Consider the following 12,329-nt stretch of genomic DNA (forward strand, 5'->3'; position numbering starts at 1 on the left):
AAAAAATCCCGATTTTCAATCTGAAAATCGGGATTTTTTATAAAACAAATGTTACTTATTCAGCATAAACATTTCCGTAGAAACAAGCATTATAAAGTGCTTTTAAATCTTCTAAAGAAGGTTTTCGTGGGTTAAAACCGGTACAAGGATCTTGTAAAGCATTATTTGCCATAAAATCAAGATTTCTTTCCCAGTCTTCTTCTGTAATTCCAAATTCCTGAATAGAAGCATTATTGTTTACACTTGCTCTAAGCGTTTCAATTGCCACGGCTAAATCTTCAGCAGTTTCTTTACCAATTGCTTTTGCCAATTCTGGGTAACGATTGGTAGCTGCGGCATTGTAACGAATAACGTTTGGTAAGAATATAGCATTAGCTGCTCCGTGAGGAATTCCAAAAAGAGCACCAACTTGGTGAGATAACGAATGTACAATTCCTAACCAAGCATTGTTAAAAGCTAATCCTCCCATAAATGAAGCGTCGTGCATGTTTTGACGAGCAGTGATGTTAGTAGGATTTTCTACCGCTTCTTGCAAATTATCAAAAACAATTTGTAATCCGCCTTTAGCTAAAACATCAGCATAATTATCGTCTATATTAGACACGTAAGCCTCTACGCAATGTGTTAAAGCATCTAAACCTGTATTTGAAGTTACGTGGGCTGGCATGCTAGCACAAATTTCTCCGTCTACGATAGCAACATCTGGAGTTAATTCGTAAGAAACGATAGGGTATTTTACACCTTTATCGCGATCTGTAATTACGGCCAAACCTGTAGTTTCTGTCCCGGTTCCGCTAGTTGAAGGAATAGCTATAAATTTTGCTTTATTTCTTAACGTAGGAACGGTAAATGGTTTGGTCATAGCTTCAAAATCAGCATCAGGATGCTCGTAGAAAACCCACATCATTTTAGCTGCATCGATAGCCGAACAACCTCCTAAACCAACAATCCAATCTGGTTGAAAATTTTGCATCATTTCAGCTCCTTTTAAACAAGTGGCCGATGATGGATCTTCTTCAACTCCTTCAAAAACTGCGGTAGAAATACCAGCTTCTTTTAAATAATTGATTGTTTTATCTAGCGTTCCGCTTTTACGCATAGAGCTCCCTCCGGTAACAATAACGGCTTTAGAGCCTTTAATGTTTTTTAATTCTGCTAAACTTCCAGCATTGTGCAGTACTTCGCCTGCAATAAATAATTTACTCATTTTGTTCTGTTTTTTTGTTAGAGCAAAAGTAGCAGGGCGATGGGCGAAAGCGATTATAAATATATTCCTAAAACTTATAAATTTGAGACAACTCCTGTTTTAACTCGGTTGGGGTTTCTTTTAATTTAGCGTATACAAATTTGTTAAGTGCTGATGGAGAGTCGAATCCTAATTCAAAAGCAATTTCCTTATGTGATTTGCCTGAAAATAATAATAGACGTTTAATTTCGGTAAGAATACGCTCGTGGATTATGTTTAGAGCCGTTTGCCCTGTTCGGTTTTTACAAATTTCATTGAGTTTTTTGGGAGTTAATTGTAAAGCACTTGTGTAATAACCAACGGTGCGTTCTTGTTTGAAATGTGTTTCAATCAAACTTTTAAATTTAGCAAATTGGTCTTGTTGCTCTGGGGTTTTTAATCCTTCGTAGTTTTGATGTGCAGCTTCAATAAGCTCTAATAACATGATTTTGATATAAAACCGAATTTGCTCCTTTTTAATAGGTGTTAATTCTTTAAATAACTCAAAAATATTATAAGCGTAGGCATATATTTTTTTAAAAGTTGCAGTCTCTAAAATCACATGGTTTAACTTGTGCATTAAATCATGATTGTAAGAAATAAGCTCATTTTTTAACAAATCTGAGCAAAATAAAACTTCATCAAACTGCACAACAATACCTTTTGCAGCTGTTTTTGTTGTAATAGCATTTATTTGATGCGGAAATACCACAGTAATATGGTTTGTAGCCAAAGAAATATTTTCCAACTCAATATTTTGTTGCAAGCTTCCTTGCTCTAAAAGCACAACCTGAAAATAATCGCTGCGATGTTGTTGCGCTTCCAATTTAATACAAGGATCATTTAAATCAAATACATTGAAGGAAAGACAAGGTGACTTTTTTTGGTCGAAATAAGCTTTTAGGGTGTAATTTATAATCTCCATAGCAAGAAATTTTTGGCAAAAAAAAATAGATTTTAATCCAATTATATCAAAAATCGATAAATTTAGATGCTATTTTTTTAATTACCTATAGTGTTTTTGGTATTTATTTTTTTTTGTCCCCGTAAATTGAATTACTTTTTCAGCTTTGTTTGCCTATTTATATTCTAATACCTTTGTCTTATAAACGCAAAAGATAGTTCTACATGCGCATTCAAAACGCTTACCAAAACAACCTAAAAAATGTATCCTTAAACTTACCTAAAAACCAATTAATTGTGGTGACAGGGCTCTCTGGTTCGGGGAAATCGTCTTTGGCTATGGGAGTGATTGGTAACGAAGGCTATCGGTATTTTTTAGAGAGTTTACCGGCCTACAATCAGCAGAATGCAACCGCAATTCCAACGGCTTTGGTAGATGATATTACCGAATTACCTCCGGTGATTAAAGTAGAACAATCCAAACGTTTTCAGTCTATCAACGCTACGTTTGGTACCTTGTCGGAGTTGACGCCTGTTTTCCGAATTTTGTTTGCGCGGTATACTGCGGAAGAAAGCATTAGCAAATCGCTGTTTTCGTTCAATCATCCAAAAGGGGCTTGCGAAACCTGTCGCGGAATTGGTGAAGCTGAGTATATCGATATTGAAAAATTGGTAGGGGATGCAAATAAGACCTTGCGCGAAGGAGCCATTGTCACCACATTGCCGAATGGTTATATTGTATATTCTCAGATAACGGTAGAGGAGTTGAACAAAGTTTGTGAAGCACACGGTTTCAATGTAGATATTCCGTGGAAAGATTTATCTGAAGAACAACAAAATGTAATTTGGAACGGTAGCGATCGCATACAGGTATATTACGGAAAACACAGTTTGGAGTCGCGTTTGCGTTGGGAAGGTTTTAAAGCAAAACCGCGTGAAATAGGCTATTACAAAGGAATTTTGCCTATTATGAGCGATATTCTTCGGTTAGATAGAAATCCGAGTATTTTGCGTTTTACCAGCGCTAAAACCTGTCCTAGTTGTCATGGTGCACGAATCAAGGCAGCTCATTTAAAATATCGCTGGAAGGGATTGAATTTTCAGGAATGGATGGAATTGTCTTTGAACGAATTGTATAAAAAATTACAATCGGAAACCTACGAAGCAGGCGAGCAGGTGTTGGTAAACAAGCTTTGTACGCAATTGCATGATTTGATTCGCTTGGGCATGGATCATTACCGATTGAGTACGCCGAGTATGGAAATTTCAAGCGGTGACGGACAGCGTATCAAACTCATCAAACAGGTAAACAGTAGTTTGCAGGGCATTTTATACGTTTTTGACGAACCTTCCATTGGTTTGTCGCCCGCCTATCAGCAGCATTTGTATCATATTTTAAGACGACTGATCAGTCGTGGAAATACCGTTTTAGTGGTAGAACATGATCTGAATTTAATCAAAAAAGCAGATTGGATTGTTGAATTAGGACCCAAAGCAGGTGTGGAAGGAGGAGAAATTATTTTCAACGGAAAACGAGCAGATTTTCTCAAGGCGAAAGATATTGAAAGTCCAACTTTAGAGGCTTTATATACTCCAGAAACTAAAATCAATCCTAATAGAAAAGAGGTTGCAGAAACTGAATTTGAACCACTTGAAAAGCAGTTAGCAGTGGTGAGCCGAAAAACTGCTGCTGTCTTAACTTCAATTCAAAAATATAGTGAAGCCAAAGGCTTGCAATTACTCACGGTAACCGATCAACCGATTGGAAAAACACCTCGAAGCAATCCTGCAACCTATACCGGAATTGCAGATAAAATCAGGGATTTATTAGCCAAAACCGATGAAGCTAAAGCAGTAGGATTGAAGAAAAGCGCTTTTTCGTTCAATAACAAAGCGGGGCGTTGCCCGCGTTGCGAAGGTGCGGGCGTCATTACACTTTCCATGAGCGTGATGGGCACTATTAATCAGACTTGTCCCGAATGTAATGGCAAGCGTTTTAAGCCGGAAGTTTTGCAGGTTCATTGGAATAACAAGAACATTTCAGATATCTATAATCTGAGTATTAATGAAGCTTCTGAATTCTTTCAAAATGAAAAGAAATTAGCAGGAGTTTTAGCCTTGTTGCAACGTTTGGGTGTTGGTTATTTAAAATTAGGACAACCTTCAAATACCTTAAGCGGAGGCGAAGCACAACGTATTAAACTGACCAAGCATTTCGCAAAACCAACGAAGCAAACCATCCTTTTGTTAGAAGAACCAAGTATTGGACTGCATCAGCAAAATGTAATACAACTGGTAAACGCTTTACAGCAATTAAAGTCAGCCACATCTGGAATTGTATGTTTTGAAAATCATGCCTTGTTTAAAGCAAATTGTGATGTATTTGTAAATAATTCTGAAGCCATAAATACTGAAAACGAATCGGTTCCTGAGTCAGTTTTGACAGATGAGATTCAAATAAAGGGCGCACGAACACATGCGTTGAAAGATTTGAATATCAGCTTTCCGAAGCAGCAATTATCGGTAGTAACGGGAATTTCAGGATCTGGGAAATCCTCGTTGGTAATCGATACGCTTCATGGCTATGATTTGCAGGAAATGAGTAAACAATTTTCCAGTTATCAGCAAAATAGAGTAGGTGTTGATTATCAGTTTGAAGTTAATCATATTTCAGGATTAACGCCTAGCATTTGCATTACGCGGAAAGATCATCAATTTTCGCAGCGTTCCGATGTAGCCAAACAAACCGATATTGATAAAAGTTTGCGTTTTGCTTTTTCACGAAAAGCGCAGTTCGAAGGCAAAGAATGGTCGGCTAGTCATTTTTCAAACGCACATGAATTGGGAAAATGCGGTGTTTGTGATGGGATTGGAGAAGCATTGCTTCCGGATGTTTCTAAAATCATTTTAGATCCAAATCTGAGTATTGTAGACGGACTTTTAGAGCATAACAAAGCTTTGTATTATTACGGTCAGGCTGGCGGACAATACATGGCAATTGTAAGCGAAATTGGTAAGAAATACGGATTTACTTTGCAGACGCCTTTTAAAGAGTTTACGCAGGAGCAAAAGAATGTTTTATTTCACGGAATACCGGAAAAAAGCTGGGAAGCTACCTGGAAGTTCAAAACCAAATCGAGAGAAGGAACGCAGCAGGTAAACATGGTTTGGAAAGGTTTGTTTACGTATTTGATGGACGAATATTTCATGATTCGAAAAAACAAACACAAAGGTCATATGCTTGCTTTGTTGAGTCCGGAAACTTGTTCTCATTGCCAGGGAAGTGGTTTGCAACCCGAACGACTTAGCGTCACTTTAGACGGCTTGTCTATGCGTGATGTAAAAGCAAAAAGTTTGGGAGCTTTTGAAGATTGGTTGCTCAATTCGGAGCCAAAAGAAACTATAGATGCGGAACTGATTTCAAAACTGAATGAACATTTAAAAGCGACTTTACAACGCTCGAAACAATTGCACATTGACCATTTGCATTTGAATCGAAAATCGAGCACGTTGAGTGGCGGAGAGCAGCAACGGGTCTCGCTCATCAAACAATTAAACAGTCCGTTGCAAGGCGTTACGTATTTGTTAGATGAGCCTTCGGCGGGATTGTCGCAAAACAACATTGCTGATGTGATTGCCTTACTAAAAGCTTTGGTAGCCAAAGGTAATACAGTGATTGTGATAGAGCATCATAAGGATATTATGTTGGCAGCAGACCATTTGGTACAAATAGGACCAAAAGCGGGAAGTTTAGGTGGGGAAGTAATGTTTGAAGGAAAACCGGAAGCTTATTTAAATTCTGAAGCATGTCATCCATTTGTAAAAACAGTATTTAAAAATGTCGAATTTCAGCAAGGAAATGATGTAATTCATATTGAAGGAATTTCGAAACATAGCTTACAAAAAGAACAACTTGATATTCCGGTAAGTGGAATTACCGCAATCACCGGAAAATCGGGAATAGGAAAAACCACGTTGGTGAAAGAGGTGTTGATGCCGAGTTTAGCACAGCAACAACCGATAAATTGTAGTAGTATTGATTTTCCGAAGCAATATGAAGGCGTGCATTATTTTGAACCGAAACAATTACGAGCGTACAACAGTACTTTGCTGGTTGATTATTTACATATTTTGAATGCGATTACCAAAGTATTTGCCAAAGAAACCGGAGGTAAAGCCAAAGATTTCTCCTATAAAACCAAGACCAGTCAGTGTCCTAATTGTCTCGGAACCGGAATAGTTTCCACCAGTTTAGATGTTGCTGCGAAACACTTGGAAACCTGTGATGTTTGTAATGGAAAGCGTTACCGAGTTGAGATATTGTCACAAACTATACATGATAAAAACATTGCTGATATTTTATCGATGAATGTTTCAGAATTACAGGAATGGTTAAGCAATTTTTTAGGAACAGCAAAAGCCGTTCAGCAATTAGATGATCTACTGAAGATTGGTTTATCGCACTTGCGAATAGATCAATATGTAAAATCACTTTCTTCGGGAGAAAAACAGCGATTACTGCTAAACAATTGGTTGCAGGCAAAAACTAAAAATCAGCTGTTAATTCTTGACGAACCTAGTATCGGTTTGCATTATGCCGATATTGATTTATTATTTGAAGTCTTACAGCAATTAAGCGCAGACAATGATCTTTTAGTGATCGATCACAATCCTTATTTGTTGACTAAAATAGGGGTAGGGATGGAGCTAAAGTAGCATTGCAGATATTAAGTTGAGTTTAGGATTTCTCTGATTCAAAATTAATAATCCATTCAATCCAAAATTTATCTCTAAATATTCCAAAGTAAGATCCCCAGGGCTATTGTTTAAAGGAACTTCAATATTTCCGTCAACTGCAAGTCCGTTTTATAAAATAGGAATGCTTCTTCGGCGTTTCCGTTAAAATTTATGTGAGGATTTATAATTGCCATAATTTGAAGTTTTAAGCTGATCATTTTTTCAGTTCATCATTTACTAATGTACTACAGGAATCATTTATTTAAATCAATTTTGGCAATCTGAAAATCTAATTTTAACGCTTATTGGAACTCACGATTAAGTCAACTTCTATTCAGAGTTAGATGTCAATCAATTTGAGAAGAAAAAGTATATTCCATACTGATAGTAAGGAGAATATATTAATAGAATTAAATTCTATAATGATAAGAAGACTTTAAGGCTGTTTATAAAATATATAGATCCAAATTGTCCTAGAGATTTTAAAATTAAACTTACTTAATAAAAATGCTAAGCTGGTAATGATTAAAAAATTGGTCATCAATGAAAGCCCTAATATGAAGTATCCTAAAATAAACCATATAAATCCTTCGGCTACGGTTAAGGCGTAGCTAACATACATGGCTCCATAAAAAAAACCTGTTTCTTTCATAAATTTAAACTTACAGGAGGGGCATGTGTTATTCATTTTTGGAATAGAGATATTTACAAATTCGCTCTCCTTTTGAAATATCCTTCCCTTTTCACAATTAGGACATCTATTCTTAAATACAGATAAAATTTTCATAACTTTCCTTTTTTTATATGCACAAAATTATGACTAAGTTGAAATTTTGTTATTATCTGATTTGTCCATTTTTTTATACTTTTAAGACATAATGGATGCACCTAAAATACTTACCATACCAAAGTTCAAAAAGAACTTAGATAAGAAAGATTTTTATTTTAATGATTTTAGTCTTCACCTTCAAAAGAATAAGAACATGATCTTATCTCCTCATGGTCATGATTTCTATCTATGCGTGTTGTTTACAAAAGGAAAGGGAACTCATGAAATAGATTTCAAAAGCTATGATATAATACCGGGGACAGTTTTTTTTATGCGCCCAGGTCAAATACACTCCTGGAAATTTTCAGAAGCTCCCGAGGGATATATCTTTTTTCATTCGAAAGACCTGTTCGATCTATTATTACCGAATGATCAAATGAGTGATTATCCTTTCTATTTATCTTATCATAATCCACCATTTTTATTTTTAAATGAAAAAGAAAGACTATCGATTGTTAAACAATTTCATTTATTAAAAGATGAATATAGGTCTGGTGGATATTTAAGCTTTAGAAAGATCGCTTACCTTATTTCTATATTATACATCGATCTTTCTAGACATTATTTAAATAAATATAAAAGTTTGGATCATAGCCGATCTAAGTATTTTAATGTAATTTACAACTTGGAAAAAGAAATTAGTAAGAATTACAGAACTCATAAGACGGTAAGTTTCTATGCTGCCCAGCTTCATTTAAGTAAACGGCATCTAGATCGTATTACACATCAAGTACTTGGAAAGAGTGTAAAAATGTTAATTTCAGATTTCGTGATCTTAAAAGCAAAAGCGGCTATACTTAAAAATGAATCAGGACTCCTTTATATATCAGAGAATTTGGGTTTTAAGAGTTTGAGTCATTTTTCAAAATTTTTTAAAAATAATGTTGGAGTAAATCCTATAGAGTTTAGGTCGGAATATAAGCTATAACAAAAAAGGATTGTTCTACTTTTGGAGTTCATTTAAATTAAGTAATGGACTTCGTGGTAAGCCCACAAGGCATTCGTTAGAAATAAATTTTTAATTCCGAGGCATGCCCTGGGGTAATAAATCCTCTGGCGGTGCTAATAAAAAAGCCTGGTAATTTATTAATTATCAGGGTCAATTAAAATTTATCCACTATTTCTTTTAATTTCTGAGGAGGATCTAATCTGTATCCAATGAAAAACAATCCATACCAGGAATCATCACGAATCTTTGTTTCGTTACTATTTTTATAATGAAATGAATTATATGAAACACGAGTGCCCATAAGAAAGGTATCTGTATTGAACCCTATTTGCAGACCTCCGCCATACTCCTTTGTAAAATAGGTGTTCACCTCCTTCTCATTAATATTTTCTCCCTGTTGTTTATAATTTTCGATTTGCATTCCTAATCCACTATAAGCATATGGAGATACATTAAATTTTTTAGCGACTACCCAGTTATAATAATAATTTAAGTCTAGACTTAAATCATAATCTTTCTCTTTACCTTCAAAATCTCCAAAATCATTGGTGAATTCAGTATAACCGTATTTTAAACGCGGTACAAAACTCCCTGTACTATATCTTTGCCATTCTCTTTGATAAACCAAGTTTTCAAGAGAAAAATCAGGATTTAGAATGTAGGCGGTGGATCCGCCATAAAAAGTTCTTTTAAGATCTGGGAATAGAATATAATACGTGTCATTGGGCAGCCCTTCTAAAAAATCGTCGGAATTGGCAACATAGAAACCTTTCATACGCTGATAGATAAACTCCTGTGCAAATTGTCCTGGAAATAGTCTAAAACTAAGATCTGAATAACTACTTTCACCTTTTTCTTCATCACCATGATTTCCGGGTAAAAAATCAGGTGTAAAGGAATACGAAATACTTAAGATTTTATAGTCTAAAAGGAAGGTTAGCCGAAGATCATTATTTAATGCAAGATTAAAATCTGTTCCATCCCCGCCATCCGACACATAATAATTTTCTATATGAGAATCGACTTTCAATTTAATTTGCATTTTTTCAGCATAAGAAATGATGGCAGAAGAATCTGTTTGTTGTGCTATGGTAGCCTGAAAAACAAAAGAAAAGATCACAACGAGTAGTAGATTTAAATTGATGAATTTATATAACATAATAAAAAATAGCGATTGAAATAGTGAGTATTATGTACGATAGTAATAAGCTTAATGCGGTTCTAACAAGTAGGGGAATAATTTTTAAGTTGAAAAACTGAAAATAACACCAGACAATAAGAGATATATCAACGATCAATTGTATGCGAGTAATCAATTGCCGTATCTGGGGCTCTTCAGGTACAACATAAAGAATGCTTAAAGTGATCGTATGAAATATTAGTCTTTGGCTGGCAGCGTAAGAGTTAAGAACGAAATGTTCAGAAAAATTGAAGCCTTTTTTCCTAAACAATAGCCACGAACTGAATGAGAATATATGAAGGCTCATCAGAATATAGTAAACATAATTACCATCTAAGGATTGCACAAGCTGCATGTATTTTTCATCATCTCCGAACTTATTTGTGCTCTGAAAAAAAAGATCAATTTCTAAATAATGATATAAGAAACTATAGATCGTGGATAATAAAATAAGCATGGAGACAGGCATAAAATATCTAACCCTTTTACCTACAATATAATCTTTGATAGCATATCCCGGTCTAGTGAATAGCTCTCTAATCGTAAAAAATAATCCTGAGTCGATATTAAAGAGGCCTAATTGTAAATCATTGAAAATAAAACCACGATGAATTCTTTTAACTGTGGATTTCTGCCCACATCTGTTACAATAATTACCTTGAAATCGATTATGGCAGTTCTTGCAAATGATCATGAATTTGGAGACCTGAAGTTTATAAAACTATTTACTTGCTCTATTTATTTTTACTACCCCAAGGAGATCTCTTTATCAGGTAATTTAAAGTACCATCATAGGTGTCTAAAGAATTTCCAAACCCATTTCGGCTAACTGAATATAGATTACTTCCGGTATCAGAAAAAATATTTAGTTCTATGGCAGTGTCATAATTTGAAACTGTTGAGGAACTGTTGGAAGTAAATTCTTTCCCTGAACTTTTATCTTTGTCCTTTTCGGTCTTATCTTTATATGTTGTGCTTGAACTTCCATAGGAACGAGTACCTTCAAAAGTAATATTGGCTGTTCCGTACACCACAAATTCAACTCCTAATAATTCTGCTACTTTTTGTGGCATCATCGTTTTAATACTGTTAGGATCCAAATTATTCTTTAAAAGAATTGATTGCCGCATGTTGAATTTGACCAGACATGGCTTCGCTCATTAACCCTTGATCGTTTGAAACCATTGTAAATGGCAATACCGCCAGTTTATTTTTCCGTTCAGCAGCGGTAGAAGTTGGTGTATTTAAAATTTGTTCCGTTGGTTGTGTTATGATCTGGGTACGACCACTTGCAAAAACAATTTTTTGGATATTAGATTTCTTAAGCTCGTAAGTTAGGTCTTCTCCGGTGTATACAAAATCTATACTGGTCTCATGTATCCCGGTTACTTTTCCTTCTTTGGTTTCACCATTAATCATATAAACAACATCTATTTTCTCTTGAGCGAAGATGTTGGAAGCAATGAGATTTAAAGTGATTATAGCAAATGTGATGATTGATTTTGGTAGGTTCATGTCTGAAAAAGAGTTGGTTAGTATTTACTAATATAGTTAGATTTTTAACATAATCCTATAGGATTTTTATTATGGAAGAAAAAAATGAATAGTAAAAGGATAATGTTCAGAGCCTAGTTATAATCATTAAAGCAGATTATTGGGTAAATATATCGAATAGGCTAAACTGTAAGAATTAATCCAATGTAAAGGATGGCTCATATTGGTTTTAGTTATATTTATACAAACTCAGATTCAGATGCAAATGCTATCTACGGAATAGTTGTAGCGCCAAATTTTCAAAGATATTTTTCCAATACCAGAAAAGTTCGTATTTAATTTAAATGCATCTATAGAATATTTACAAACCAAAGCTCCTTATTCAGAAACGTAAGATGAAATGAAGAAAAGCTATAGCGCGAACATGCAACCTGGATTCTCTTAACTTCTTAATAAGAAAGTCGCTATAAAAATGAATACTGGCTTTTTAAGCTTTCGATGATTTTGGAATAAAACGAATTCCAAAACTTACGGCATTTTTCATAGTGTTTCGTTTTCAAATTAGACAAAAGGCGTGAAAACGAAAGTCAAATCAATATGAACAACAAGATAACCAAAAAAAAGTCACCGAATCGGACTCATTTTTAATGATTGCAAATGATATGAAAAACCATCTAAAAACAGAAAAACCTTGAAAATCAACAGATTAACAAGGTTTTTATGCCATTTTAATATGGTCTTGGTCGGGGTGGCAGGATTCGAACCTGCGACCTCCTGCTCCCAAAGCAGGCGCGATGACCGGGCTACGCTACACCCCGAGTTATTTATTGATCGCGACTTGGACGCGATTTGCGGAGAGACCGGGATTCGAACCCGGGCATCCCGAAGGATGACAGCTTAGCAGGCTGCTGCATTACCACTCTGCCACCTCTCCTAGTAATTTTAAAAAGAACTTCGCAATCATTTTTGCGGTTGCAAATGTATATCAAACTTACGAAGCCTGCAAACCTTT

At 35.2% G+C, this 12,329-nt stretch carries 9 protein-coding genes and 2 tRNA genes; 2 read left to right on the top strand and 9 right to left on the bottom strand.

All coding sequences use genetic code 11. The annotated features are described in order from the left end of the window. Positions 1–55 precede the first annotated feature (55 nt). Positions 56–1,207, bottom strand: a complete 1,152-nt coding sequence (locus IIF7_RS05125; RefSeq protein ID WP_084840612.1) for an iron-containing alcohol dehydrogenase — start codon at positions 1,205–1,207, stop codon at positions 56–58. Positions 1,208–1,274: 67 nt separating this feature from the next. Beyond that, positions 1,275–2,150 carry an AraC family transcriptional regulator gene (locus IIF7_RS05130; RefSeq protein ID WP_084840613.1) on the bottom strand — a complete coding sequence of 292 codons (876 nt, stop codon included), beginning with the start codon at positions 2,148–2,150 and terminating at the stop codon, positions 1,275–1,277. A 203-nt stretch (positions 2,151–2,353) separates the two neighbouring features. Here IIF7_RS05130 and IIF7_RS05135 point away from each other — a divergent pair, with 203 nt between their 5' ends. Continuing rightward, positions 2,354–6,844, top strand: a complete 4,491-nt coding sequence (locus IIF7_RS05135) for an ATP-binding cassette domain-containing protein (protein ID WP_084840614.1) — start codon at positions 2,354–2,356, stop codon at positions 6,842–6,844. Positions 6,845–7,301: 457 nt separating this feature from the next. Here IIF7_RS05135 and IIF7_RS21045 read toward each other — a convergent pair whose 3' ends face one another. Then, entirely contained in the window at positions 7,302–7,652 is a 351-nt protein-coding gene (locus IIF7_RS21045) for a DUF983 domain-containing protein (protein ID WP_084840615.1), read from the bottom strand. 91 nt (positions 7,653–7,743) lie between these two features. On the opposite strand from IIF7_RS21045, the gene IIF7_RS05145 reads away from it, so the two are divergent. Continuing rightward, positions 7,744–8,622 carry an AraC family transcriptional regulator gene (locus IIF7_RS05145; RefSeq protein ID WP_084840616.1) on the top strand — a complete coding sequence of 293 codons (879 nt, stop codon included), beginning with the start codon at positions 7,744–7,746 and terminating at the stop codon, positions 8,620–8,622. 175 nt (positions 8,623–8,797) lie between these two features. Here the strand turns inward: IIF7_RS05145 and IIF7_RS05150 are convergent, their stop codons facing one another. The 6 genes from IIF7_RS05150 to IIF7_RS05175 all read right to left on the bottom strand — a co-directional run bounded on the left by IIF7_RS05150 (position 8,798) and on the right by IIF7_RS05175 (position 12,251). Beyond that, positions 8,798–9,802: a DUF4421 family protein gene (locus tag IIF7_RS05150; RefSeq protein WP_084840617.1), complete on the bottom strand. Its 1,005-nt coding sequence runs from the start codon at positions 9,800–9,802 to the stop codon at positions 8,798–8,800. Continuing rightward, positions 9,792–10,517, bottom strand: a complete 726-nt coding sequence (locus IIF7_RS21195; RefSeq protein ID WP_084840618.1) for a DUF3667 domain-containing protein — start codon at positions 10,515–10,517, stop codon at positions 9,792–9,794. Before IIF7_RS21195 ends, IIF7_RS05150 begins: the two co-directional genes overlap by 11 nt. A 40-nt stretch (positions 10,518–10,557) precedes the next feature. Beyond that, complete coding sequence (locus IIF7_RS05160) at positions 10,558–10,953, bottom strand: hypothetical protein (RefSeq protein WP_139801272.1); 396 nt, start codon at positions 10,951–10,953, stop codon at positions 10,558–10,560. Beyond that, positions 10,925–11,338, bottom strand: a complete 414-nt coding sequence (locus tag IIF7_RS05165) for a hypothetical protein (protein ID WP_084840620.1) — start codon at positions 11,336–11,338, stop codon at positions 10,925–10,927. Before IIF7_RS05165 ends, IIF7_RS05160 begins: the two co-directional genes overlap by 29 nt. Before the next feature lie 719 nt (positions 11,339–12,057). Next, positions 12,058–12,135, bottom strand: a tRNA-Pro gene (locus tag IIF7_RS05170). 34 nt (positions 12,136–12,169) lie between these two features. After that, positions 12,170–12,251 (bottom strand) — tRNA-Ser (locus IIF7_RS05175). Positions 12,252–12,329: the final 78 nt, after the last annotated feature.

Source organism: Zunongwangia atlantica 22II14-10F7 (genome assembly GCF_002094855.1).
Classification (GTDB): domain Bacteria; phylum Bacteroidota; class Bacteroidia; order Flavobacteriales; family Flavobacteriaceae; genus Zunongwangia; species Zunongwangia atlantica.

Coding starts and splice junctions, on each gene's coding strand:
- IIF7_RS21195 (WP_084840618.1), bottom strand. CDS start 10,517: ATGATCATTTGCAAGAACTGCCATAATCGATTTCAAGGTAATTATTGT.
- IIF7_RS05125 (WP_084840612.1), bottom strand. CDS start 1,207: ATGAGTAAATTATTTATTGCAGGCGAAGTACTGCACAATGCTGGAAGT.
- IIF7_RS21045 (WP_084840615.1), bottom strand. CDS start 7,652: ATGAAAATTTTATCTGTATTTAAGAATAGATGTCCTAATTGTGAAAAG.
- IIF7_RS05160 (WP_139801272.1), bottom strand. CDS start 10,953: ATGCGGCAATCAATTCTTTTAAAGAATAATTTGGATCCTAACAGTATT.
- IIF7_RS05165 (WP_084840620.1), bottom strand. CDS start 11,338: ATGAACCTACCAAAATCAATCATCACATTTGCTATAATCACTTTAAAT.
- IIF7_RS05150 (WP_084840617.1), bottom strand. CDS start 9,802: ATGTTATATAAATTCATCAATTTAAATCTACTACTCGTTGTGATCTTT.
- IIF7_RS05135 (WP_084840614.1), top strand. CDS start 2,354: ATGCGCATTCAAAACGCTTACCAAAACAACCTAAAAAATGTATCCTTA.
- IIF7_RS05130 (WP_084840613.1), bottom strand. CDS start 2,150: ATGGAGATTATAAATTACACCCTAAAAGCTTATTTCGACCAAAAAAAG.
- IIF7_RS05145 (WP_084840616.1), top strand. CDS start 7,744: ATGGATGCACCTAAAATACTTACCATACCAAAGTTCAAAAAGAACTTA.